Source organism: Pseudomonas sp. LM13, from assembly GCF_041381355.1.
GTDB lineage: Bacteria > Pseudomonadota > Gammaproteobacteria > Pseudomonadales > Pseudomonadaceae > Stutzerimonas > Stutzerimonas frequens.
Map to the genome: position 1 here is coordinate 1 of NZ_JACBXH010000019.1, position 24,078 is coordinate 24,078.

The 24,078-nt window shown below is 67.4% G+C and carries 23 protein-coding genes; 16 read left to right on the forward strand and 7 right to left on the reverse strand.

Annotation, left to right across the window (positions count from 1 at the left end; genetic code table 11):
* The first annotated feature begins 370 nt into the window (after positions 1-370).
* Both HZR81_RS13190 and HZR81_RS13195 read left to right on the forward strand, forming a co-directional pair.
* On the forward strand, positions 371-1,153 hold the full coding sequence (locus tag HZR81_RS13190; protein ID WP_500128425.1) for an MCP four helix bundle domain-containing protein: 783 nt from the start codon (positions 371-373) through the stop codon (positions 1,151-1,153).
* Positions 1,154-1,238: 85 nt separating this feature from the next.
* Positions 1,239-1,943, forward strand: coding sequence for a methyl-accepting chemotaxis protein (locus tag HZR81_RS13195; RefSeq protein WP_500128427.1), 705 nt, complete (start codon positions 1,239-1,241; stop codon positions 1,941-1,943).
* A gap of 63 nt (positions 1,944-2,006) precedes the next feature.
* Here the strand turns inward: HZR81_RS13195 and HZR81_RS13200 are convergent, their stop codons facing one another.
* The 3 genes from HZR81_RS13200 to HZR81_RS13210 form a co-directional block, all read right to left on the reverse strand.
* Complete coding sequence (locus tag HZR81_RS13200; RefSeq protein ID WP_500128338.1) at positions 2,007-2,453, reverse strand: DUF2147 domain-containing protein; 447 nt, start codon at positions 2,451-2,453, stop codon at positions 2,007-2,009.
* Positions 2,454-3,059: 606 nt separating this feature from the next.
* Positions 3,060-4,220, reverse strand: coding sequence for an AsmA family protein (locus HZR81_RS13205; RefSeq protein WP_500128339.1), 1,161 nt, complete (start codon positions 4,218-4,220; stop codon positions 3,060-3,062).
* A gap of 35 nt (positions 4,221-4,255) precedes the next feature.
* Positions 4,256-5,851, reverse strand: a complete 1,596-nt coding sequence (locus tag HZR81_RS13210) for an AsmA family protein (RefSeq protein WP_500128340.1) — start codon at positions 5,849-5,851, stop codon at positions 4,256-4,258.
* A 308-nt stretch (positions 5,852-6,159) separates the two neighbouring features.
* On the opposite strand from HZR81_RS13210, the gene HZR81_RS13215 reads away from it, so the two are divergent.
* Positions 6,160-7,056, forward strand: coding sequence for an alpha/beta fold hydrolase (locus HZR81_RS13215; RefSeq protein WP_500128341.1), 897 nt, complete (start codon positions 6,160-6,162; stop codon positions 7,054-7,056).
* A 280-nt stretch (positions 7,057-7,336) separates the two neighbouring features.
* Here the strand turns inward: HZR81_RS13215 and HZR81_RS13220 are convergent, their stop codons facing one another.
* Positions 7,337-7,729, reverse strand: coding sequence for a DUF4168 domain-containing protein (locus HZR81_RS13220; protein ID WP_500128342.1), 393 nt, complete (start codon positions 7,727-7,729; stop codon positions 7,337-7,339).
* Between the two features lie 149 nt (positions 7,730-7,878).
* Between HZR81_RS13220 and HZR81_RS13225 the strand changes: the two genes are divergently transcribed.
* The 3 genes from HZR81_RS13225 (at position 7,879) to HZR81_RS13235 (ending at position 11,263) form a co-directional block, all read left to right on the forward strand.
* Complete coding sequence (locus HZR81_RS13225; protein WP_500128343.1) at positions 7,879-9,360, forward strand: sensor histidine kinase; 1,482 nt, start codon at positions 7,879-7,881, stop codon at positions 9,358-9,360.
* Positions 9,353-10,741, forward strand: a complete 1,389-nt coding sequence (locus HZR81_RS13230) for a sigma-54-dependent transcriptional regulator (protein ID WP_500128344.1) — start codon at positions 9,353-9,355, stop codon at positions 10,739-10,741. Before HZR81_RS13225 ends, HZR81_RS13230 begins: the two co-directional genes overlap by 8 nt.
* A gap of 63 nt (positions 10,742-10,804) precedes the next feature.
* Positions 10,805-11,263 carry a YehS family protein gene (locus tag HZR81_RS13235; RefSeq protein ID WP_156245446.1) on the forward strand — a complete coding sequence of 153 codons (459 nt, stop codon included), beginning with the start codon at positions 10,805-10,807 and terminating at the stop codon, positions 11,261-11,263.
* Positions 11,264-11,575: 312 nt separating this feature from the next.
* Here the strand turns inward: HZR81_RS13235 and HZR81_RS13240 are convergent, their stop codons facing one another.
* Positions 11,576-13,948 (reverse strand): putative bifunctional diguanylate cyclase/phosphodiesterase, encoded by a 2,373-nt coding sequence (locus tag HZR81_RS13240; RefSeq protein WP_500128345.1) that lies wholly within the window; start codon positions 13,946-13,948, stop codon positions 11,576-11,578.
* The gene (locus HZR81_RS13245) at positions 13,935-15,023 is read right to left on the reverse strand and encodes an extracellular solute-binding protein (RefSeq protein WP_444815368.1); all 1,089 of its coding nucleotides are present in this window, start codon (positions 15,021-15,023) and stop codon (positions 13,935-13,937) included. Before HZR81_RS13245 ends, HZR81_RS13240 begins: the two co-directional genes overlap by 14 nt.
* 204 nt (positions 15,024-15,227) lie before the next feature.
* Here HZR81_RS13245 and HZR81_RS13250 point away from each other — a divergent pair, with 204 nt between their 5' ends.
* The 10 genes from HZR81_RS13250 to HZR81_RS13295 all read left to right on the forward strand — a co-directional run bounded on the left by HZR81_RS13250 (position 15,228) and on the right by HZR81_RS13295 (position 23,617).
* Positions 15,228-15,896 (forward strand): phosphoribosyltransferase, encoded by a 669-nt coding sequence (locus HZR81_RS13250; RefSeq protein ID WP_500128346.1) that lies wholly within the window; start codon positions 15,228-15,230, stop codon positions 15,894-15,896.
* A complete protein-coding gene (locus tag HZR81_RS13255) occupies positions 15,893-16,546 on the forward strand; it encodes a dienelactone hydrolase family protein (RefSeq protein ID WP_125868686.1) in 654 nt (217 codons plus the stop codon). Before HZR81_RS13250 ends, HZR81_RS13255 begins: the two co-directional genes overlap by 4 nt.
* A gap of 309 nt (positions 16,547-16,855) precedes the next feature.
* The gene (locus HZR81_RS13260) at positions 16,856-17,347 is read left to right on the forward strand and encodes a Na+/H+ antiporter subunit E (RefSeq protein WP_063539477.1); all 492 of its coding nucleotides are present in this window, start codon (positions 16,856-16,858) and stop codon (positions 17,345-17,347) included.
* Positions 17,347-17,598: a monovalent cation/H+ antiporter complex subunit F gene (locus tag HZR81_RS13265; RefSeq protein ID WP_500128347.1), complete on the forward strand. Its 252-nt coding sequence runs from the start codon at positions 17,347-17,349 to the stop codon at positions 17,596-17,598. The genes HZR81_RS13260 and HZR81_RS13265 overlap by 1 nt, the downstream gene beginning before the upstream one ends.
* Positions 17,591-17,884, forward strand: a complete 294-nt coding sequence (locus HZR81_RS13270; RefSeq protein WP_110778307.1) for a cation:proton antiporter — start codon at positions 17,591-17,593, stop codon at positions 17,882-17,884. The genes HZR81_RS13265 and HZR81_RS13270 overlap by 8 nt, the downstream gene beginning before the upstream one ends.
* The gene (locus HZR81_RS13275; protein ID WP_500128348.1) at positions 17,877-18,785 is read left to right on the forward strand and encodes a hydrogenase subunit MbhD domain-containing protein; all 909 of its coding nucleotides are present in this window, start codon (positions 17,877-17,879) and stop codon (positions 18,783-18,785) included. The genes HZR81_RS13270 and HZR81_RS13275 overlap by 8 nt, the downstream gene beginning before the upstream one ends.
* Positions 18,782-19,057: an NADH-quinone oxidoreductase subunit K gene (locus tag HZR81_RS13280; protein ID WP_125920635.1), complete on the forward strand. Its 276-nt coding sequence runs from the start codon at positions 18,782-18,784 to the stop codon at positions 19,055-19,057. Before HZR81_RS13275 ends, HZR81_RS13280 begins: the two co-directional genes overlap by 4 nt.
* The gene (locus tag HZR81_RS13285) at positions 19,054-20,478 is read left to right on the forward strand and encodes a complex I subunit 5 family protein (protein ID WP_161612543.1); all 1,425 of its coding nucleotides are present in this window, start codon (positions 19,054-19,056) and stop codon (positions 20,476-20,478) included. Before HZR81_RS13280 ends, HZR81_RS13285 begins: the two co-directional genes overlap by 4 nt.
* Complete coding sequence (locus tag HZR81_RS13290; protein WP_500128350.1) at positions 20,475-21,971, forward strand: complex I subunit 5 family protein; 1,497 nt, start codon at positions 20,475-20,477, stop codon at positions 21,969-21,971. The genes HZR81_RS13285 and HZR81_RS13290 overlap by 4 nt, the downstream gene beginning before the upstream one ends.
* Positions 21,968-23,617: a complex I subunit 5 family protein gene (locus HZR81_RS13295; protein WP_500128351.1), complete on the forward strand. Its 1,650-nt coding sequence runs from the start codon at positions 21,968-21,970 to the stop codon at positions 23,615-23,617. The genes HZR81_RS13290 and HZR81_RS13295 overlap by 4 nt, the downstream gene beginning before the upstream one ends.
* On the opposite strand, the gene HZR81_RS13300 is transcribed toward HZR81_RS13295, so the two are convergent.
* Positions 23,618-24,061 carry a ketosteroid isomerase-related protein gene (locus HZR81_RS13300; RefSeq protein WP_208217325.1) on the reverse strand — a complete coding sequence of 148 codons (444 nt, stop codon included), beginning with the start codon at positions 24,059-24,061 and terminating at the stop codon, positions 23,618-23,620.
* Positions 24,062-24,078 lie beyond the last annotated feature (17 nt).

Sequence of the window (24,078 nt, forward strand, 5' to 3'; positions counted from 1 at the left end):
TTCGGGCGCCTTTTTGCTGTCTGCTGATTGCCAGGCCGACCTGCTCAGGCGTGCCGAGCGCGCAGCGAGCGGCCTGCGAAAACTCTACAAGACCTCTACAACCCTCGCCCTTGAGCCTGCGAGAGCACACCTTGCCGGCAGGCATGTCCAGATTCAGCCCGCTTTCGCTCGACACTACGTCGATAAAACTTGTACACGTACTGTCATGTTGACATTATCTTGTACAAGTTTTGCATCGCTTCGTGTATCGCTCGAAGCGCCAACGACTGGCTGATGGGCTGCCGCGCAGCCTCGCAAGGAGAGTTCGATGAACAAGCAGATGTCGGTATCCATGCGCCTGGGCCTGGGGTTTCTGGTGATCCTGGCGCTGATGGTGGCGGTCGCCGTGGTCAGTGCGCTCAAAGTCGACATCATCGACCGCAGCATGAGCCAGATCAGCTCGCAGGCCAGCCTCAAGCAGCGCTATGCGATCAACTTCCGCGGCAGCGTGCACGACCGTGCCATTGCCGTGCGCGATGCCGTCAGTGCGGCTGATCCCGCGTTTGCCCGTGAACAGGTGGCGGAGATCGAGCGACTGGCGCAGCTGTACGCCGACTCGGCGGCGCCGATGAAGACGATGCTCGCGCAGCCCTCCGCCGATACCGTGGAAAAGCAGCTGATGCTGCAGATCGAGACCATCGAGGCGAAGACCAACGCGCTGACCCAGCAGGTGGTCGCTGCGCTTCAGCGAGGGCTCGGAGCGTGCCTACGACTTTCTCCTGGAAAACGTCGCCGGCGCCTATACCGAATGGTTGCGGCTGATCAACGCATTCATCGATCACCAGGAATCGAGCATCAATCAGGACGTGACCGTGGTCCGCGAGACCGCCAGCGGCTTCCTCGCGCTCATCGTCGCGGTGACCGGCGTGGCGGTTCTGCTGGGCGTGGCCATCGCCGTGGTGATCATCCGCAAGCTGCGTTCGACCCTCGGTGCCGAGCCGGACGAGGTAGCCCGTGTGATCGGCAACCTGGCCAATGGCGATCTCGGCCAGGTAATCGTCACCCCGTACCCGGACAGCGTCATGGGGGCGACCGCGAAGATGGCCAGCCTCCTCACCGCGATCATTGCCGAGGTGCGCGCTGCCGCCGATGGCGTCGGCGTCGCCTCGGGTGAGTTGCGTACCTCCTCGGCGAACAGCAACCAGCAGATCCAGCACCAGTCGGCCGAGGCCGAACAGGTCGCCACGGCGATCAACCAGATGGCCACCACGGTGAACGAGGTGGCGAGCTTCGCCGCCCGTGCCGCCGCTGCGGCAAAGAGCGCCGACGAGCAGGTCGAGACCGGTACGCGAATCGTCGGCGAGACGGCCGTTTCCATCCATAACCTGGCCAAGGTGCTGGAAAGCGCGACTGAAACCGTCAATCAGGTCTCGGCGCAAAGCGGCGATATCGAGAAGATCCTGCAGGTCATCACCGCCATCGCCGAGCAGACCAATCTGCTCGCGCTCAACGCCGCCATCGAGGCGGCGCGCGCCGGCGAACATGGTCGCGGCTTCGCAGTGGTGGCCGACGAGGTGCGCTCGCTGGCCGACCGTACGCAGCTGTCGTCGAGCGAAATCAGCGAGATGATCACCTCGCTGCAGGCCGGCGCCGGCAGGGCGGTGGAGGTGATGCAGTCGAGCAAGCAGTTGGCACAGCAGACCGTCGAACAGACGCTGGAGGCGGAAAATGCGCTGACCAAGATTCGCCAGGAAGTGGGCTCGATCAACGAGATGAACGCGCAGATCGCGACAGCTTCCGAGGAGCAGAGCGCGGTGGCCGAAGAGGTCAACCAGAGCGTCACGCGCATCCATGATTCGACCGTCGCCAGTTCGGCCGCCTCGAATCAGGTAGCGTCGTCGAGCCAGGACCTGACCATGCTGGCTGAGGAGCTGAATCGCAAGGTCAACTACTTCCGCAGCTGACCCCGTGCGCCGCACGGACGAACAGCCCCTGCCAAAATACCTGGGTGTTGTACGCGGTCAGGCTTACTGGCGAACCCAGGTCTGGCTGCGGCCCAGCGCCTCGATGCCGATGTAGCCGCGCACTTCCAGCTTGTCGCCGCCATCCAGCAGGCGGGCCTTGGAGCGATAGGTCTTGCCCTTGGCCGGGTCGAGGATGGTGCCGTCGCTCCAGACCTGCTCGCCGTCCGGTTTGAGATCCCAGAGGATGGTCATGCCGGTGATGGGCTGGTCCTTGCGCTCGCCTTCGCACTCGCTGCAGAGCGGGTTCGGCCCGTGCTCCGATTGCAGAATCTGCGCCACCTTGCCGGTCAGCGTGCCATCGGCGGCCTGCTGGATCTCGACGATGGACTTGGGCTTGCCGGTCTCGTCGTCGATGGTCTGCCAGCGCCCGGCAGGCGATTCGGCAGCTGAGGCCAGCGAGGAGAGCGAGAGCGGCAGGGCCAGCAACAGGGCATTGAACAGTGGACGCATGGTTTCTCCAGTGATCAGAAGGGCGCCGCCGACTCTACCACCGGCAATTGCGCCCCGTGGCCCCCGACCGCCTGACCGGTCGGTTCTCGTCACATACGCCGTCTCGCTCGTCCTGTTTCCGCTGGTTTCGGCGTGGCTGGCGAAACCGATGTCGCTGTCTCGATTGGGCATGTTGCCGATAGACGGCGAGTCGAGCAGCTTGTCCACCCTCTGCCGGGTGATCGCGTGCCCGCCACGAACGTCTGCTTGAAGAGCAGCACCGGCGCATCGAAGAGCTCCATTCGTTGCCAAGGCGCGAGGCGCAGCTGATGTACGTGGCGGCTGTCGTGCGATGGCCACGCTAGCCGCGCTCGACGGCGATTTCGCCGGCGCGGGCGACCAACAGCGTTTCCCGCTGAGCGAACCGTTCGGTTCGGTCAGTGATCTCATCGAGCGTTTGTGCCTATGACAGGCCGGCCATCGCGGCGATGGCAAAGGCCAGACCAATGACGCACCTGCGCCACTGGCAGGCTTGCACACGTCGACGGCCCCTGGTCGCGCCGCTGTTGCCGGTTGCACGCGGGAACAGCGCAATGGGCCTGGACCGATGTCCCAACACGCGCACGGCTAGGTCCCGATCCGTTCGAATTGCTTCAGCGCCTTGTCGCAGCCCATGCCCGAACCTTCGCCGAAACCGGGTTCGAGCCACGGCAAAATCGCCAGCGGCGGCGCGACGATGGCGCCCAGGACGCTGGCGAGCCCGCGGGCGACCAGCGTGTCGGTGATCACTTCCACTTGCGGATCACGCAGGGTGCCACGCAGTTGGATCGGCGCCTGACCGGACAGCAGGCTGAAGTCTTTGGCGTGGGCGTCGAATGCCAGTTTCAACCGCTCGGTGGCCAGGTCGATCTGGCCGCCCCCGGTCAGGTTGCTGTCTTGGGTGCTGACGAAGAACCGTTCCAGATGGGCGATGCCGGCGTCGGCGTCGAAACGCAGGTAGCCGCAGCTCATGTCGGTGGGTGCGTCGTTGATGAGCGCCGCGATCGAGGCTTCGCCCGCGTCGAGCCCGAGTAGCTCGATCGCGACCTTGTCCAACTGGCCGCCCGACATGGCTAGCTCCAGGCGGCCGTCGGCGCCGGCCGCCATCTCCGCCGCGGACTGCCCGCTGACGGCCAATCGCAGCTGGCCACCGATAACGGCAGCCGAATCCTGCGCAACGCTGGGGAAGTCTGCGCTGCGCAACAGCGGGGAAAAGCGCGCGCCGGTCAGTGACAGGCGCGCCGTGCCGCTGGGACGTGGCACGCGCGTATTCAGCCGCACGGTGCCATGTGCCGTGCCGCCGGCGAGTTCCAGGCGCAGCGGTTCGATTTCCAGAACGCTCTCGTCGAGTATCGCTTTGAGCGTCACGGCATTGAGGGGGACATCGCGAACCACGAGGTTGTCCGCGCTGAAGCGCACGATGGCATCGCGGCCCTGCAGGGCCTTGAGCTTCAGCGACCGGTCCGAGAACAGCTGGCGCTTGTCGCGCGCTCGCTCGGTGGTCGGGCGCAGGTCGCGCCAACGCAGCGTATCGGCATGCAGGTTGGCCCAGAGCATCGGACGTCCGGCCAGGCTGAGCCGCACATCGCCGCTGAGGTCGCTTTCACCCCAGCGGGCGTCAAGCCCGAGAAGCCGCAGCTGCTGATCTTCCCAACGCAACTCGCCGTTGAGTCGGTAATCGCCCAGTGCGGGCAGGTCGAGGCCGGTCAAGGTGTCGAGACGGTCCAGCTGCTGGCCTACGAGCGACACCTGCAGTACGGCGGCGTCCAGCTGCAGCGGGTCGGTTACATGGCCGTCGAACGCGTGAGGCGCGCGTCGCCCGAGCGGAGCACGCTTTCGACCGGCCAGGTGGATTCGCGAAAGAGTTGGGGTAGCGCGCCCAGCTGCAGCTCGAACTGTACCGGGACCTGGTGGTGCCAGGCCGTGCCGTGCAACGCCAGCCCCGCAGCGGTCGACGCGGCGCTGAGCTGCACGCGCAGGTCCTGTTGCGGTGCCTTGTACAGCAGTTGGGTGTTCTTGATCGAGGCGGTGTCTGGCGCCAGGCGCAGGTGGATTTCGCCATCCAGCACGCCAAGCCCGGGTTGGCCGAACGCGGCAAGTGCTTGGCCGAGATCGAACTGGTCCAGCTGCGCATCGAGCGCGCCGGACAGCCCGGTATCCGACCAATCGAAGCCACCCTGCAACGAGACAGCGCCTTGCCCTTGCTCGACATGCAGCTGCGCCAGTTCAAGGTGTTGGCCGTCCAGCTGTGCCTCGATGGCCACGTCCTGCAGCGCGTTATCCGCATAGCTCAGCGTATCGAGCTGCAGCGACAGCTCGCGGCGGTATTCACCCAGCCGTTCGAGCAGGTCGCTGGCATTGCCCAACAGGCGATCGGCTGCCATGGGGCGGCGCTCGCCCGTGCGGGTCGGACGAGGCATCAGGCCCCAGCTGTCGAGGTCCAGCTGGTCGCCTTCGAGGCGGATGGCCTCCCTTGGCTCGGAACCGGCCTGCACGCTCGCCGCACCGGTCAGATGGCTGCCATTGGTACGCAGGTCGATGTCGCTCAGCGTCCACTGCGAGCCGTCGCGCCGGGTGCTCGCCTGCAGCGTGAACGGCGGCAGGTCGATCGGCAGCGCATCGAAGGCCATGGCGTCCGACGCAGAGGCCGTCAACCGGCCCTGCAACTGCTCAAGGCTGGGTAGCGAGGCACTCTGTCCCTCGAACTGCAGTTGCAGGGCGCCAAGCTGGGCGTTCAGCGAGAGGGTATAAGCGGCGTCGGCCGCCAGCGCCCGCGCTGGTGGGTCACCGAAGAGCGTCAGGCTGACGGGACGGCCGCGGAATTGGCCGGAACCTTCCACGTTCAGCCGACGCGGGCCTTCGTCACTGGGAGGCGCGGCCACCGACAGGTCAAGCTGAAGGTCGAGCTGGGCATCGCGGTAATGGATCTCGCCGTCGCGGATGCGCAAGGGATCGGGGCTGAACGGCAGCGAACCTTCCTCCGGGCCGTCGCCCAGCAGCGCGGCCCAGTTCGTTTGGCCATCGGCTTGGCGGGCGAGGTGGACTTGAGGTTGAACCAGCTGGAGCGACCGCAGCTGTACGTCACCGGTCAACAGGGCACCGACGCCCAGCCGGGCACGCAACGCGTCGAGCGTCAGCAGCGGTGCGTCCGATGCCCAGTCGGCGTTGGCGATGCGCAGGTCGCGAAGCTGCACGCCCAGCGGCAAACCCCATTCGATGTCGAATTCGCCGATGGACACCGCGCGCCCGTCCAGGCGCTGGCTCAGCTGACGCTCGATCAGTTGCCGGGCCCAGGGTGACTCGGCCAGCAGGGCAAGACCGCCCAGCAGAACGAGAATGCCGGCAAGGCCGGCCAGCAGCCATGGGGTCGCTCTGGACACCTGTTCCTCCTTCCGGCAAGCCGTATGGGATGGATATCGATGGGTGTCCTATGTGCGACCCCGATAAGCGGGGAGAGGTCGGCCGCTGCGGTTACCGACGGCCGAACGGACCCTGATGCAGTTACTCGCTGCCCCAGCTTGGCGAGGGTCTCTGCAAGGGAACCGGCTACACCGTCGAAGGCGAAGGACTAGATGGGACCGCAGCGCCCGGCTGACTCGCCGGGCCACCAAGCTGGCCGGCGCGGCAAGTCGTCATGCCGTCGCAGTCCGCTAGACTGGCTTGGTCTCCACGAAAACAAGAAGAACGAATGAGTAGCACCGACGGCATGGCACTGGATAGCTGGCGCGCCAGCGCTCGCGAGTTCGATTTTGGCGGCAAGCGCATCCGCTACTGGACGGCTGGCGAAGGCAAGCCGCTGCTGCTGATCCATGGCTTTCCCACCGCCAGCTGGGATTGGCACAAGGTCTGGCAGCCGCTTGCGGCGCGCTATCGGCTGGTTGCCTGCGACATGCTCGGCTTCGGCTATTCGGCCAAGCCGCGCGGGCACGCTTACAGCCTGATCGAGCAGGCCGACCTGCAGCAGGCACTGCTGGCGGAGCTGGGTATCGGCGGTGCGATCCATGTGCTGGCGCATGACTATGGCGACAGCGTGGCTCAGGAGCTGCTGGCGCGGCATTGCGAAGGGCGCATCGCGCTGGCCAGCTGCGTGTTCCTCAATGGCGGGCTGTTCCCGGAAACCCATCATCCGGTGCGGGTGCAGAAACTGCTGCTCGGGCCGTTCGGCTTCCTGCTGGGCAGGCTGTTCTCGCGGCGTACGCTCGGGGCGACCTTCGGCCGGGTGTTCGGTGCGCAGACGCAGCCGAGCGACACCGAGCTGGACGATTACTGGCGACTGATCGCCGAGAACGACGGGTCGGCGGTGATGCACCGGCTGATCCGCTACATGCCCGAGCGGGTCAGGCAACGCGAGCGCTGGGTGACGGCCATGCAGCGCTGCAATGTGCCGTTGCGGGTGATCGACGGCGCCGCCGACCCGATCTCTGGTGCACACATGGTGGCCCGCTACCGCGAGCTGATTCCGGCGCCCGACACCGTGCTGCTGGAGGGCATCGGCCACTACCCGCAGGTCGAGGCGCCGGAGCGGGTGCTCGAACACTACTTCGACTTTCGTGCGCGCATTGCCTCTGTAGACCACGGCTGTTGAGTCGGCGGCACGTCATAGGCTCTTCGGCGGTCGGTGCGATCGCACGGGGCTCAGGTTTAACGTGGCGAGGTAGGTTCTTGTGGGGCGGCTCCAAGGGCGGCGCTGAATACGGACCGGGGGCGACCGGTTGCTTCCCGTCAGATACCCCGGTTGGAATCCAGCGGTTTTGGGAATTCTGGCATCCAGACGCAGGAAGCCCCGCCGGCATCAGCCAAACGGGGCTTTATCGTTACCCTGCGCGAACTGCCTCAGGCAGCGCCGCGCGGCGACAGTGATGTGATCACTGCTGCATCATCGCGATCACACGGTTGCGCAGCTCCGGGTCGGTCTGCACGGCTTGGTTGATGGCGTTGTACTCGTCGATGCTGATGTCGTTTTCCTCGATCACGCCGAGCATCTTCTCGTTGGCCTGCTGTTGAAGATCGCGGGCCTTGTTGGCGTCTTCGGTCTGCTGCAGCTTGCCGGTGAATTCCTCGCGGATTTCCATGATCTCGCCGAGTGACTCGGCAAAGCTTTCCAGTTTTTTCTCACCGAACTGCTGGGCCTGTGCACCGGCCGCCGGCTGTGCGGTAGGGGCCGGGTTGGCTGATTGCGCCGATGCAAGGGGGGCGGCCAGGCCGAGGAACAGCGAAAAGATTCCGGCGAAGGCGAGACGAGCGTTGTGCTGGGTCATGTTCATTCCTGCTTCGGTTAAAGACGCCTTCAACAGTGCAGCGGCCGTGCCAGGTGCTCGGTCTGAACGTAACTAATTGATCTATAAGTAATTGCTCGTTTCATCGGAGCGCGCTGGCTGCAGCGTGAACCCTCCTGTACTGTGCCGAAATGACACATGTATCAATCTGGCAGCGCCCGGCGAGCCTGCGTGGCGCGCTGTTGCTCAAGGTCATCGTGCCGCTCATGGCGATCATGTTCGGCTTCAGTTCGGTGGTGCTCTGGACGGTCGAGCGCAACAGCGAACGGCGCCTGCAGGCGGAGGTGGAACTGGTCGCGCGGGCGGTGCGCCTGCCGCTCAGCGCCAGCCTGGAGAAGAACCACGAGCGCACCCTGCAGCAGGTGCTGGAATCGGTGCTTGGCGTCGGGCGCGTGTATGGCGCCTATGTCTACGACCGCGACGGCAAGCTCGCGGCCTATGCCGGTGCGGTGGAGCCGGATCAGGACGAGTCGGCGATCCAGCAGCTCACCGCCGGTGGCGAGCGGACCGGCACCTATCAGCGCATCAATGGCCGCCCGGTTTATTCCTACTTCGTTCCGTTGGAAGAGAGCGGTGGGCAGATCAATGGCCTGCTGCAGGTGACCCGGCGCTGGGGTGACTTCGAACGCGACATCCGCCGCCTGCGCCTGATCGCCGCGGGCCTCGGCGGCTTGCTCGCCGGGGTGGCGCTGCTGGTGATCCTGCTCGGCCATCGCTCCGCGGTGGGCAAGCATTTGCAGCAGCTGGCGCGCAGCATGGAGCGCGTCGCGGCCGGCGAGCGCGAGCATCGTGCACCGCGCAGCGGGCCGCAGGAAATCGTCGTGCTGTCCGGCGCGTTGAATCAGATGCTCGACAGCATCGCCGCCGCCGAGCGCCAGGTGGCCGAGCAGCAGGCCCGCGAGGAGCAGTTGCAGGCGCGCCTGCGCCAGAGCCAGCAACTGGCGGCGGTGGGACGGCTGGCGGCTGGTGTCGCGCATGAGCTGGGCAGCCCGCTGAGTGTGATCGACGGCAAGGCGCAGCGCGTGTTGCGCGACGACGAGCTGGGCGAAACCCATCGCCGTGCGCTGTTGCAGATTCGCCAGCAGGTGGCCCGGCTCAGTGCCATTGTCCGCCAGCTGCTGGATTTCGGCCGTGCCGCCGGCTCGCCGCTGCGCAAGGTGCCCGCCGAGGTGCTGGCGCATTCGGCAGCCGCGGCGGTGGCCGATGAGCTGGCTGCGCTGCAGGTTCGGCTGGAGCTGCAGGCACCGGCGCAAACCCTGTACTGCCGGGTCGACCCGCCGCGTTTCGAGCAGGCGCTGACCAATCTGCTGCGCAATGCCGCCCAGGCCAGCCCTGGCGGATTGGTGCGCCTGCGCTGGTGGCGCGATGGCGCTGAACTGATGTTGCAGATCGAGGACGATGGCCCCGGCATTGCCGAGTCGAACCGCGCGGCGCTGTTCGAGCCGTTCTTCACCACCAAGCCGGTGGGCGAGGGCAGCGGACTGGGGCTGGCAGTGGCCCATGGCGTGGTCGGCGAGTGCGGCGGACGTATCGAACTGGTCGACGGCGACCTGCCGGGGGCGGCCTTCCGTATCGCATTGCCATTGATCGACGAGGAGGTCGAGCATGACTGAAGTGACGCAGGAGCGGGTCCTGCTGGTCGAGGACGACGACAGCCTTCGCCAGTTGCTGGTCGAGGAGCTGGAAGATCGCGGCCTGCAGGTGCGTGCGCTGGCCAGTGCGGAGGAGGCGGTCGGCTCGCTGGAAAGCTGGGAGCCGGCGCTGGTGGTCAGCGATCTGCGCCTGCCCGGAGCCGATGGCATGGCCTTGTTGCGGCGGGTCAAGACGATGCAGGCGGCGCCGGCGTTTCTGGTGATCACCGCGTTCGGCAGCATCCAGCAGGCGGTGGCGGCGCTCAAGGAGGGCGCCGACGAATTTCTCACCAAGCCGCTGGACCTCGAGCATTTCGCCCTGGCGGTGGCCCGCGCGCTGGAGACACGCCGCCTGCGCGACGAGGTGCGGCGCTTCCAGCAGCTGCTCAGCGATGATCGTTTCCACGGCATGCTCGGCCGCAGCCGGGTGATGCGTGGCTTGTTCGACCAGATCCGCCAACTTGCTCGCGCCGAGGGGCCGGTGCTGGTGATCGGTGAGAGCGGCACCGGCAAGGAGCTGGTGGCCAGAGCGGTGCATGCCGAGAGCGAGCGCGCCAAGGGGCCGTTCCTCGCGATCAACTGCGCCGGGTTGCCGGCCGAATTGCTGGAAAGCGAGTTCTTCGGTCACGTCGCCGGTGCCTTCACCGGCGCTAACCGCGCGCACAAGGGGCTGTTCCAGCAGGCTGACGGTGGCACGCTGTTTCTCGACGAGATCGGCGAGATGCCGCTGCCGCTGCAGGCCAAGCTCCTACGCGTGCTGCAGGAAGGCTCGATCCGCCCGGTGGGTGCCGAGCGTGAGCTGAGCGTGGACGTGCGCATCATCGCCGCCAGCAATCGCCCGCTGGAAACCGAGGCGGGGCGCGAGGCCTTCCGCGAGGACCTGTTCTTCCGTCTGGAAACCTTCATCCTGCAGGTGCCGCCGCTGCGTGATCGCGAAGAGGATCTCGAACTGCTGGCGGCCGGTTTCGTCGCCCACTTCGCCGCGCGCAGCGGGCGGCCGGTGCGCGGCATCGCGCCGGCGGCACTGGCGCAGCTGCGACGCTACCCGTTCCCGGGCAACGTGCGCGAGCTGCAGAACGCCATCGAGCGTGCGGTGACCTTCTGCCACGGACGCAGCATCGAGCTGGAGCACCTGCCCAGCCGCATCGCCGATTATCGTGATGACAAGGCGCGCAGTGCCGGCGCCGAACTGCTCGCCCAGCTCAGCGACGGCCCGCTGCTGCCGACCCTGGAGGAGCTGGAGCTGCGTTATATCGAGCATGTGCTGAAGCTGGTGGACGGCAACAAGCGCCGCGCGGCGGCCCTGCTCGGCATCGGCCGGCGCACGCTGTACCGACGCCTCGGCGAGCGCGAAGACGGTTGATCGGGCTCGCCGCAGGGCGCCCGAAAGCGCACACTGCCGGCCTTTTCTCAGTGAGGAGCGACCATGCTCAACAACGACGTCCTGCGCAGCCTGCGCTACACCCTCAAGGCCAGTGACGCACAGATGGCCGAAATTGCCGCCCTGGGTGGCTGCACGGTGGACGAGGCCGAGGTTCGCGCCTGGCTCAGCCGCGAGGACGAGGACGGCTACCAGGAATGCCCGGACGAGGCCATGGCGCGTTTTCTAGATGGACTGATCTACTTCAAGCGTGGGAAGGACGAGAGCCGCCCGGCGCCGCCGCTGGAGCTGCCGGTCAGCAATAACCAGATCCTGAAAAAACTGCGGGTGGCTTTCGAGCTGCGCGACGAAGACCTGCAGGCGATCCTGCGGGCCGCCGACCTGCAGCTGTCGAAATCCGAGCTCGGCGCGCTGTTCCGCAAGCCGGGACACAGCAACTACCGGCCCTGCGGTGACCAGCTGCTGCGCAACTTCCTCAAGGGGCTATCGCTGCGCCAGGGCTGAGCTCGCTGAGGCGGGCCCGCAGTGCTTGCGCAGTCGGCATGGACGCTGTGGCGAGGGAGCCCTGAGCGTCGCGTTCGGACCGCTTGCGCTGAGCAGCTCCGGCCGGCACCCGTTGCAGCTGCCGCCACCGCCATGCCGGCCATCGGCAAGCTGCTGACCCACGCTGCGGCGCATGTCGGGGCGGTGGCGAGCGCCGGGCAGCTGTGCGCCAAGGGCTGGGCCCGCGGTTTGCCATCGATGCCGGCAACCACCTGCGTACACCGCTGATCAAGGAACACGGGCGGTTGCTGGGCGCGTGCCGATGCGACTTGCTCAACAGGGCTGCGACACCTCGCGTGGCGTCAGCTGCTCCAGGCGCAGCGGCGCCAGTGCGCGCCGGCGCACGGCCATCCAGTCTGCCAGCGCCGACAGCGAACGCGGCGGCGAGAGCAGGTAGCCTTGGAACAGGTCGCAGCCGGCCTCGAGCAGGGCCGACTGCTTTTCCATGTTGTCCACGCCCTCGGCGTTCACCCGTTTGCCCTGCGCATGGCAGAAGGCGATGAGCGCCGCGAGGCTCTGCTGCATGTCCGGGCGGGTGAGGCTGTCGACGATCACCATGTCCAGCTTGATGGTGTCCGCCGGGTACTGCAGCAGCTGCTGGAACGAGGTGTAGCCGACGCCGAAGTCGTCGATCGCCACGCGGAAACCCGCCTGGCGCATGCCCTTGACCACCGCCATGGTGTCCTTGCTCAGCTCGGCGGCATAGGTTTCGGTCAGCTCGATTTCAATCCTGCCCGGCTCGATGCCGTGGTGGGCGGCGCGCTCGATCAGGTAGCGGCAGATGCGATCGTCCACCAGCTGGGCCGAGGACACGTTGATCGCCAGAATGACACCCTCGCCAAACAGGCGGACCAGCTCGGGGTACTCGGCCAGTGCATGGTCGATCACCCAGCTGTCGATCTTCGGGAACAGCCCGGCACGCTCGGCGATGGGGATGAACTCCGCCGGCGAGACGGTGCCGAGGATCGGCGAATGCCAGCGCAGCAGCACTTCGCAGCTGACCACCGCACCTTCACGGTCGAGCGCCGGCATATAGACCAGGCGCAGCTGGTCGTCGCCGTCGAGCGCGCGCAGCTGCTCTTCGATCAGGCGGATGCGCTCGTTGCGCTGTTCGAGCTCGCCGTTGAAGGCCACCACCGCGTTCTTGCCTTCGGCCTTGGCCTGATACATCGCGGTATCGGCACGGGTCAGCAGCTGGGTGATGGAATCCGCGTCGTCCGGGTAGCGGGCGGTGCCGATGCTCAGTCCCACCGGGTAGAGCCGATCCTCGAGACGGAAGCCGCCACGACACAGCCCCAGCAGTGCCTCGCACAGCTCTTCCAGATCTGCAGCGCCGGGCTCGGTCAGCAGCAGGATGGCGAACTCGTCGCCTGACAAACGGGCCAGGGCCGTTTCCGTCTGCGGATGGCGCAGCCGGTGCGCCTCCAGCACGCCCTGGGCGCGCTGGGCAAAAATCCGCAGCAGCGTGTCGCCGGCATCGTGACCGTGCTGATCGTTGACCTGCTTGAAGTTGTCCAGATCGATGAACAGCAGCGCCAGACGCTTGTCGCTGTGCAGGCAGCGTTCGTACATGGCGTTGGCGAGCATGCCGAAATGCGCGCGATTGCTGGTCTGGGTCAGGCTGTCGGTCCAGGAGATCTCCTGGATACGGCGCAGCGCGGCGGTGTTGTGATCGTGCAGCGTCTTCATGTTCAGCGTCAGGCGGCCGATTTCGCCGCCGACGGTGGGTTCGTCGAGTGCGGCGCGCTTGCACAGCAACAGGTCGGTGAGCTGGTCGTCGAGCTGGCTGATGGGGGCGGTGACGTAGCGGCGGATCAACAGCAGCAACAGGCCGATGGAAACCACGCACACCAGCGCGCCACCGGCGAGGAACGCCAGGCGCAGCGTTTGCAGACGCTCGGCGAGATATTCCGGGGCCGGGGTGAGCCGCGCATACAGCGAGCGCGACAGCAGCACGTCGGCGGACAGCTCCGGCTGGATCGGAGCCAGTTCGGCGGCGATCTCAAGCTGCGCGCGGTATTCGTGTTCAAGCGCCTGTTTCAGCGCAATGAAGGCCTCCGGGCGCACCGCCAGCTGCAGGGCGAAGGCTTCGCCACGCTGGCTGGGCAATGGCCGGCTGCCGGATGCGGGCAGGATGAAGTCGGTCTGCAGCAGAAGCGGGCCGCCCTCGGCCTGCTCGACATAGACCATTGCGGCGGGCTCCAGCCCCTGCTTCGCCTGCCGAACGACCTGCTGCTGGATCACGTTCATGCTGGCGAACGGCGACAGGCTGCTTTCGAAGTAGTACGCCGGCTCGCCGTCCGGCTGAACGATGGCGACCGAGGCGAAGGACAGCTTGGCGGTCGACAGCGAGCGGATGGCCTGCTGGATGCTCAGCCCGAGGGTGTCGTTGCGAAAGGCGGTATCCGCCTCGCGCAGGAATGCCAGCAGCGCCTCGCTTTCCATGATCGAGTAGAGCACGCTGCGGTTGAAGGCCTCGTAGTCCAGATAGGCCGATTTCAGCGCGGACAGCTGCTGCGCCAGGCGGGCCTGTTCCAGATCCAGCAGTGCGGACCGCTGGGTCAGGTAGGCGGTGGTCGCGGCAACCAGCTGGATGATCAGAATGACCGGAAAGATCACCAGCAGGGCGCGCTTACCGAGCGTCATGGGCGTTGATCAGTGCGCTGATGATGCGTCGCCGCGTCTGCGTGGCCTGCAGCGGGCGCGGTTCGTAGACCTGGCTGCGCTCGAGCACCGGCTCCGGTGGGTAGATGCTCGGGTCCTGGCGTACCTCTGCCGGCAGCAGCGCCCGTGCTGCGGCATTGGGGGTCGCCACACCCAGCTCGGCGGCGTTCAGCGCGGCGATTTCCGGGCGCAGGAGAAACTCCAGGAAGCGATACGCCAGGGCCTTGTTCGGGGTGCTGGTCGGCACCGATAGGCAGTCCACCCACAGCAGCGTGCCTTCTTCCGGCACCACGTAGCGCCAGGGTTCGCCGTCGATGCCCTCGACCTCGTTGAGGACCTGCTGGTCACCGCTGTAGGCCAGGGCCATGTCCGCCTGATCCAGATAGCGCTGGCTGCGCAGGGAAGTGATCACGTATTCGTAGGTGAGCACGGCCGGCGCCTGGGCCATGAGCAGCTCGAACGCGGCCTTCAGCTCGTCGTTGTCCGCGGTGTTGATCGAGCGTTGCTGGAGGATCAGCGGGCTGGCGAGGATGTCCTCGTGGTCTTCCATCATGATGATGTGTGGCTCGTTCGCCCGAGCCGGCTGCAGCAGGTCTGCCCAGGAGCGGGGCGTGCGTTCGACACGGTCACTGCGGTAGGCGATGCCGAGCGTGCCCCAGAGGTACGGCACGCTGTGCGGGCCGCAGCTGTCACGCCAGCGTTGCGGGATGTGGCGCAGCCCTGGCAGCGTGGCCTGGTCCAGCGGTTGCAGCAGCCCGCGTGCGCCGAAACGGGAGGAACTGATCAGCTCGGTCAGGGCGACATCGACCTGGTGGTCGGTCTTGGCCAGCACTTCGTCGCGCTTGTCGCCGCTGTCGAAGTAGATCTGCCGGATCTCCACGCCGGTCTCGGCCTGCCAGCGCTCGATCACCGCCTCGCCAAGGAATTCCTCCCAGGTCAGCAGCGTCAGGCTCTGTGCCGCCTGCAGCGAGGTGGAGGGAAACAGCAGCAGGCTCACGGTCATCAGCAGAACGCTGCGTGCGCACCGGGCAACCCGGGGTTTCTTGTTGTTCGGCATGGGTATCCTTCCGCTGGCAGAGGTCGCGCCGACCGAGCGGCACGGTCGCAATAATGGCACTTTAATGGCGCCAGACATATGACGGCAATGCCTTTCGTACCCGCACCGATCAGTGGCGACCGCGTTGTTTGTCGCAGCAGCCCGCGGACCTCCCATTCTTGAGCCAGACTCCATTGCAATCGGCAGCGTAGCGAGGAACCGGCCATGACCCTGAAGATCCCTTTCCCTGATCGAATATATGCAGGCGAGGCATTGGCCGAGCGGCTCGCGCAGGAGGACGACTGGACCGATGCCCTGGTGCTGGCGCTGCCGCGCGGCGGTGTGCCGGTGGCGTTCGAAGTGGCGCAGCGCCTCGGCCTGGAGCTGGACATTCTGGTCGTGCGCAAGCTCGGCACGCCGGGCAATCGCGAGCTGGCCATGGGCGCCATTGCCAGTGGCGGTGTGCGGGTGATGAACGAGGACATCGTGCGCTACGTGCACGTCTCCAAGGCCGAGATCGACGGCACCATCGCCCAGGAGAGCCACGAGCTGCAGCGCCGCGAACAGGCCTATCGCGGCGACCGTCCGCGGCCAGCCGTCACCGGACGCGCGGTAATCCTGGTGGACGACGGACTGGCCACCGGCGCCACCATGCGTGCCGCGGTGAAGGCGGTGCGCCAGCTGGAGCCGGCGAGCATCACCGTGGCGGTGCCGGTGGCGGCGCCGGAGAGCGTCGCGCAGCTGGAGCCGCTGGCCGACCGTGTCGGCTGCTTGCACATGCCCCACGACCTCTACGCCATTGGCCGCTGGTATCAGAATTTCGACCAGACCCCGGACCAGCTGGTGGTCGATTTGCTGCGGCGCGCCTGGAGCAGCGGAGGGCAGCCGGCATGAGCCAGCCTTCATCGACACCGATGCGCTTCACCCTCGGCAAGGCCCGCCTGCATGGCGACCTCTGTCTGCCGCCGCATGCCACCGGGCTGGTGGTGTTCGTCCACGGCAGCGGCAGCAGCCGGCACAGCCCACGCAACCAGAGCGTGGCGCGGCGCTTCAACGAGTTGGGCCTGGGCACCTTGCTGTTCGACCTGCTGACCAAGCACGAACAACCCATCGACGAGATCACCCGCCAGCTGCGCTTCGACATTCCGCTGCTCAGCCAGCGCCTGACTGGCGTGGTCGACCAGTTGAGCAGCGATGCGCAGTTGCGCGAACTGCGCATCGGCCTGTTTGGCGCCAGCACCGGTGCCGCCGCGGCGCTTACCACCGCGGCGTCACGCCCGGCGGACATCGCGGCGGTGGTCTCGCGCGGCGGCCGTGTCGATCTGGCCGAGCCGTCGCTGGCACGAGTCCACGCCGCTTCGCTGTTCATCGTCGGCAGCCGCGATCTGGAGGTGCTCGAACTCAACCGCGCCGCCGCGGCACGTTTGCAATGCGAACATCAACTGGTGGTGGTGCCCGGTGCCAGCCACCTGTTCGAGGAGCACGGCACGCTGGAAGAGGTTGCCCAGCTGGCCGGCGACTGGTTCGTGCGCTACCTGCGCTGAGCGCGGCGCCTGCAGCTCCAGCGTTTGGCTCCCAGACCGGCCAGCAACACCGCGGTTGCACTCATTCGGATTCCGCTGCGTGCGGCTCGCCGGCGCCTAGCCCTCATCGGGCGCTTGTCATTCCGTGCGCTCATGCGTGGCCACAGGGGTGGCATCCGGTGACGGCCGCGGACGTTCCGCCTGTCTCGCCTGTGGAGAACCAAGCCGAGCGGCAATCTGCTGATACAACGCATTTCGCCGCGGAATATGGACAGCGGCGAACTCTTGGCCTCGACTTGTTACAAAGATCGGAATGCCAAGGAGAATGGGATGAGCCACGCCGCACTGCGTCGCGGAGCTGCCGACGCGCTCTTCTGGTTGCTGATCTACACCGCGCTCTGGGCCCTGTTCGCCGCCGGGCAGGGTTGGTTGCTGGGTGCGCCGACGGTGCTGCTGGCGGTTGCTCTGAGCCTCTGGCTGGGGTTGCGGCCGCTGACTATCCGGCTGGCTGCGCTGCCGGCGTTTGTCGGGCTGTTTCTCAAGCACATGCTGCTGGGTGGCTGGGACGTGGCCCTTCGTGCCCTGCGACCCAGCTGCCCACTGCAGCCGGCGTGGCATCCCTACGCCTTCAGCAGCCGTTCGCCGCGGGTGCGCCTGCTGCTGTCGGCGATGGTCGGGCTGCTGCCCGGCACACTGGCTTCACGCATCGAGGGCGAACGGATGTGGGTGCACGTGCTGGACGAGCGCCAGCCCTGGCAGGCCGCCGTCGATGAGCTGGAGCAACGCCTCGATCAGCTGCTCGCTGCAGGGGATGCGTCGTGATGGCGGTCTTCGCGGCGCTCCTGCTGCTGACCTTGTTGGTCGGGCTTTGGCGCGTGCTGCTCGGACCCGGCCGGGTCGACAGGTTGCTCGCCGTGCAGCTGTTCGGCACCGCTGGCACCGCGCTGTTGCTGGTGCTGGCGCAGTGGCAGGGCGCTCCGACGTTGCGCGATGCGGCGCTGGTGCTGGCACTGCTGGCGGCGATTGTCAGCGCCGCGCTGGTGCAACTGTTGCGGCGCAGTCGCCATGAATGAGCTGCTGAATGCCTTCAGTTGGCTGCTCTTGGCCGGCGGCCTGCTGTTCTTCTTTGCCGGCAGCGTCGGCCTGCTGCGCTTTCCCGATACCCTGAGCCGGCTGCATGCGTTGACCAAGGCCGATACCCTCGGCCTCGGCCTGGTGGTCGCCGGGCTCGCGTTGCGTGCGACCAGTCTGCTGGAAGTGGCGCAGATGCTGCTGATCTGGCTGCTGGTGCTGGCCTCCGGCGCCACCGCCTGCCAGTTGCTGGCGCGCCAGGCCGGCGAGGAGGGCGAGGATGACTGACTGGCTGCTCGATGCAGTGCTCGGCCTGTTGCTGCTCGGCCTGGCCGGCGGCGCGCTGCATGTGCGCCAGCTGTATGCCGGCGTGTTGCTGTTCATCGCCTTCGGCCTGGTGCTGGCGCTGGTCTGGGCGCGGCTGGGAGCCGCCGACCTGGCGCTGGCCGAAGCCGCCATCGGTGCCGGGCTGACCGGTGTGCTGCTGTTCGCCGCGCTGGCGCGCCAGCCCCGGGCCAGCAGCGAACCGAGTCTGTCACGCCGCCGGCGCCTGGCTGCGGTGGCGGTGCTGCTGCCGCTCTTGTTGATGGTGTTGCCGCAGCTGGCGCCGTTGGCCGAGTTGCAGCCAGGCGTTCCGGCGCAGATCGATGCCTCCCTTGCGCAGAGTGGGGTCGAGCATCCGGTGACGGCGGTGCTGCTGAACTTCCGTGCCTGGGACACCTTGCTGGAACTGGCGGTGCTGCTGCTGGCGTTGCTTGGCGCGCGCCAGCTCGGCACGCTGCAGCCGCAGCTGAGCGAGCCCTGGCCATTGTTGCGCGCCTGGGGCCGAACCCTCGCGCCGCTGCTGGTGCTCGCCGGCGGCTATGTGCTCTGGCGCGGTGCGGCCTCACCGGGTGGCGCATTCCAGGCTGGCGCGTTGCTGGCGTCCGGCATCGTCCTGCTGCGCCTGGCGGGTGCGCTGCCGGCGCTGTACTGGAGTTTCTGGCCGCTGCGCCTGCTGGTGCTGATCGGGCTGCTGCTGTTCGTCGGTGTGGCCGCCGCCTGTGCCTGGTTCGGCGATGGCTGGCTGCACTACCCGGTCGGCTGGGCCAAGCCGCTGATCGTCTTCATCGAGGCCACGGCGACGCTGTCCATCGCCGCCAGCCTGAGCCTGCTGGTGATCGGCGACGATCCGGAGCCGCAGTCATGAGCGCCACGCTGTTCTGGATCACCATCGGTTTCGCCCTCTGGCTGCTCGGTCTGCACGGCCTGCTGACGCTGCGTCATGCACTGCGGAGGATCATCGCCATCAACCTGATGGGCAGTGGTGTGTTCCTGGTGATGATCGCGCTGGCGGCGCGTCATGATCCGAGCGATCCGCTGCTGGTGGCGCTGGTGGTCACCGGGCTGGTGGTCGCCGTCAGTGCCACCGCGCTGGCGCTGCGCCTGAGCAGTGCGCTGGCGTCGGAGACCAAGCGATGAACGCCGCGCTGGTCAGCCTGCTGCTGCCCCTGGCCGGCGCGTTGCTGCTGATCCTGCTGCGCCCGGCACGCGGCGGCCGCTGGGTGATCGCGCTGAGCCTCGGCGCGCTCCTGGCGGCGGTCATGGCGCTGCAGGTGGTGCTCGACCATGGCGAACGCAGCCTGTTCATCGGCGGCTGGGAGGCGGGGCTGGCGATTCGTTTTCGCCTGACGCCCCTGGCCGCGCTACTGCTGGTATTCACCGCCGGGCTGCACCTGCTGGTGGCGCTGTATGCCGCGCGCATCACCCATGCCACCGGCAAGGCGGACTACTGGCCATTGTCCTGCCTGCTGCACGCGGCACTGGCGGCGCTGTGGCTGTCGGCCGATCTGTTCAACCTCTACGTGACCCTGGAACTGCTCAGCCTGGTGGCCGTGGCGCTGGTGTCGTTGGCCGGGCGCAAGGCGTGGAAACCGGCGCTGAACTACTTGCTGCTGTCGCTGGCCGGCTCGCTGGCCTACCTGCTTGGCGTGGCGCTGATCTACGGGCGCTACGGGCTGCTCGATCTGGCCCTGCTGGCGCGCTTGACCGAAGCCGACGGCGCGACCCATCTGGCGCTGCTGCTGATGAGCGTTGGGCTGATGCTCAAGGCCGCACTCTGGCCGCTGCACCTGTGGTTGCCGCCAGCCCACGCCGCGGCGCCGACCGCGGTCAGCGCGCTGCTCTCGGCGCTGGTGGTCAAGGGCCCGCTGTACATCCTCTGGCTGATCTGGAGCGAGATCGCGCCGGCACCCTTCAGTCACGATGCCGGCCTGCTGTTCGGCAGTGCGGGCGTGCTGGCGCTGGTTGCTGGCGGCTGGTCGGCACTGCGCGCGCCGCGGCTGAAGACCCTGGTGGCCTACTCGACGGTCGCCCAGCTGGGCTATGCGCTGCTGGCGCTCGGCCTGCTGCTGCATCTGGACGAACCGCGCCTGCATGCGGCGCTGTGGCTGTTCGTGCTGGCCCATGGGCTGGCCAAGGTGTCGATGTTCCTCGCCGCCGGCGAGTTGCAGACCATTCTCGGCAGCAAGCGGGTCAACGGCATGAAGGGCGCCAGCCAGAACGTGCCGATCGCTCTCGCTGCCTTCGCCGTGGCCGGCGGCAGCCTGGTCGGGCTGCCCCCCAGTGGCGGCTTCCTGGCCAAGTGGCTGCTGCTGCAGCCGCTGTTCGAGCGGCCGCAGCACTGGCCCTGGGCGCTGGGCGTGCTGTTCGGCACGCTGATGTCGGCCGCCTACGTATTCCGCGTGGTGGCCCATGGCTTCGACCGCGCCCGGCCGAACCCGCCGAGCATTCATGCCGATCGCCTGGCGCAGTGGCTGGCCCTGCTGCCGGCGCTGCTGGTCTGGGGGCTGGCGCTGATCAGCGAGCCGCTGCTGCTCTGGCTCGGAGGGCTCGGGCGATGAGCTGGCGTGAGCTGTTGCCGCTGGGCATCGTGCTCAGTTCGCTGCTGCCGGGCCTGGTGATCTTCGCGCTGCGCGAGGAACAGCAGCGCCTGCGGGTGAGCCTCAACCTGCTCGGCGTGACGCTCAAGCTGGTGCTGGTCGCGAGCATGCTCTACGGCGTCAGCCAGGGCAGCGAGTACCGTTTCAGCGTGTCGCTGCTGCCCGGTGCGCCGCTGGTGCTGCAGGCCGATGCGCTGTCGCTGCTGTTCGTCGCGCTGTCTTCGCTGCTGTGGGCGGTGACCACCGTCTACGCCATCGGCTATCTGGAAAATTCGCCGCTGCGCTCGCGCTTCTTCGGCTACTTCAGCCTGTGCGTCAGCGCCACCGTCGGCCTGGCCTTGGCCGGCAACCTGGTCAGCTTCCTGCTGTTCTACGAGCTGCTGACCCTCGCCACCTTCCCATTGGTGGTGCATCGCGGCACGCCGGAGTCGCTGGCCGCCGGGCGCATCTATCTGGCCTACACGGTCGCTGGCGGCACCCTGGTACTGATGGGTGTGGCGCTGCTGCACAGCATCGCCGGTACGCCGGATTTCCAGGCCGCCGGCTATCTGCTGGAGCAGGTCGAGGAGCACGACCTGACGCTGCGCGTGGCCTTCGCCCTGCTGATCTTCGGCCTCGGCGTGAAGGCCGCGCTTATCCCGCTGCATGGCTGGCTACCGCAGGCGATGGTCGCGCCGGCGCCGGTCAGCGCGCTGTTGCATGCGGTGGCGGTGGTGAAGGCGGGCGCCTTCGGCATCGTGCGGGTGGTCTACGACGTGTTCGGCGCCGAGGCGCTGCTGCGCCTGGACCTCACCACGCCGCTGCTCTGGCTGGCGGCCGCGACCATTCTCTACGGCTCGTTGCGTGCCATGCAGCAGCAGGAACTGAAGAAGCGCCTGGCCTACTCGACCATCAGTCAGGTGTCCTACGTCACGCTGGGGGTGGCGCTGCTCGGGCCGATCGCCGCGGTGGGCGGCCTGGTGCACCTGGTCCATCAGGGGCTGATGAAGGTCACGCTGTTCTACTGTGCGGGCAACTTCGCCGAGACCCTGGGCATCCATCGCATCCGCGAGATGGATGGCGTCGGCCGGCGCATGCCCTGGACCATGACGGCGTTCTCGGTGGGCGCGCTGGGCATGATCGGCATACCGCCGATCGCCGGCTTCATCAGCAAATGGACGCTCGGGCTCGGCGCACTGCAGGTCGGACAGGACTGGGCGCTGCTGGTGTTGCTCGGCTCCGCGTTGCTCAACGCCGCCTACTTTCTGCCGCTGCTCTGGCGCGGCTGGTTCGCCGAGCCCGCCGACTGGCACCAGAACCGCTGGGCCGACGAGCGCTTCGAGACCCACTGGATGCTGCTGCTTCCGCCATTGCTCACCGCGTTGCTATCGCTGCTGGTCGGGTTGCTGGCAGCGACGGCGCTCAGCCCGCTGGGCTGGAGCCAGCTGATCGTCGAGCGGGAGTTCGCCATATGAACGCCTGGCTCTGGCTGCTGGTGCCCTTCGCTCCGCTGCTCGGCGGCGCGTTGCTGCCCTGGCTGCGCGAACGCTGCCTGCCCTGGCTCTGGCTGAGTTGTCTGCCGGCGCTGCTGGCGACGCTGCAACCACCGCCGTCACTGGAGCTGCCCTGGCTTTGGGAAGGCGTGCGCTGGGGCGCCGACGATGCGCTGACTCGCGCCTGGCTGGGCTTTTCCGCCGTGCTCTGGGGCTGCGCCGCGGTTTTCGCCAGCAGCAGCCTGGCCCATGGGGCGGGACGGCTGCGCTTCTGGGCCTTCTGGCAGCTGGCATTGGCCGGCAACCTGCTGCTGATCATCGCCACCGATGCGCTGAGCTTCTACCTCGGCTTCAGTGCCATGAGCCTGTCTGCCTACGGGCTGATCGTGCATCACGGTGGACCGGGGCCGCGGCGCGCCGGGCGGCTGTATCTGCAACTGGCGATCGGCGGCGAAATGCTGCTGCTTGCCGGGCTGCTGCTGCGCAGCCACGGCGCCGCGCTGGCCTTCGACTTCGCCAGCTGGCAGGCGCAGCCGATCGACCACCTGACCCTGGCCCTGCTGCTGCTCGGGCTCGGGCTGAAGGCCGGCTTCTGGCCGCTGCACGTCTGGCTGCCGCTGGCCCATCCCGAGGCGCCGGCACCGGCCAGCACGGTGCTCTCCGGGGCGATGCTCAAGGCCGGCATCCTTGGCGTCTGGCGCTGTGTGCCGGAGGCCGATCCAACGCTGACGGCCTGGAGCACGCCGTTGCTCGTGGTCGGCCTGTTCGGCGCGTTCTATGCCGCGGCGCTGGGACTGCGCGCCGCTAAGTCCAAAGCGGTGCTGGCCTGGTCATCGGTGAGCCAGATGGGCTGGCTGCTGATGATCCTGGCGCTGGCCTGGAGCCTGGAGGCGCCGTCCCCCGCGCTGCTCACGCTGCTGGTGCTGTTTGGCGTGCATCACGGGCTGGCCAAGGGTGCGCTGTTTCTCGCCGCCGGGATGGTTCACGAGGGGCGCCTGCCACGCCTCGGTTGGTTATTGCTGGTCCTGCCGGCGCTGGCGATCATGGGTGCGCCGCTCACCAGTGGTGCAGCCGTGAAGTACCTGCTCAAGGACGCCTGGCACGACAGCGCCTTCGCCGCCTGGGCGCCATGGCTGACGCTGGCCAGCTTCGCCACCGCCGTGCTGCTCTGGCGCGCACTCTGGCTGATGTGGCGCGACCAGCAGCAGGTCAGCACGCGCGCGCCGCTCGGGCAATGGCTGCCCTGGGCACTGCTCAGCCTGGCCTCGGTGGCGCTGCCGTGGCTGTGGCCGGCGCTGCGCGATCCGCTGCTGGCAGGCTTGTATCCGGCGGGTTTGTGGGCGGCGCTTTGGCCGTTGCTGCTGGCGTTGGGTCTCACCGGGTGGGCGCTGTTTCGGCGCTGGCAGGTGCCGTCCAACCTTGCGCGTTTGCCCAACCCCGCACTGTGGGCATCGTCATACCTGACGCGTCTCCTGCGCCAGCCACCGCTGCCCGAACCCGGCGTGCGGCTCGATCGTGGGCGCTGGCGCAGGCGGGAGCGACGCTGGAACCGGCTATGGGAGCGCGGCGCCCTGGCGATCAGTGCCTGGCTGCTGGTGACGCTGTTGTGGCTGGGCTGGCTGTGGTGATCAGGGCAGGGCCTTTTCGGCGAACGGCCGGGTCTCCAGGCCGAGCTGGGCGCGGAAGCTTTCCATGTCGAACATGGTGCAGATCTCCTGCACCTGCTGCGTCGGGGTGATGGTCCAGAAGGCCATGGCGGAGATGCTCAGCACCTTGTCGCTGGGCGGATAGCCGAACGCCGGCTGCGCGATGCTGCCGATCAGCGTGCTCCAGGTCACCACCCGGTTGCCTTCGGCGAGGCATTCCTCGACCACCACTTCCAGCTCCGGCATGGCCTGGCGGATCTGCCGGACCATGTCGAGAAACTCGGCACTGCCCAGCGGGCGACCGATAAAGGAGCTCTTGTAGAGGAAATCCTTGCTGTGCAGATGCTCGGCGAGCGCCAGGTGCCCGCGGTTCCAGGTCAGGTCGATGTGCTGACGGACGAGTTTCTTGCGGTCATCCAGCGACATGCGCCCTCCATTGGGCT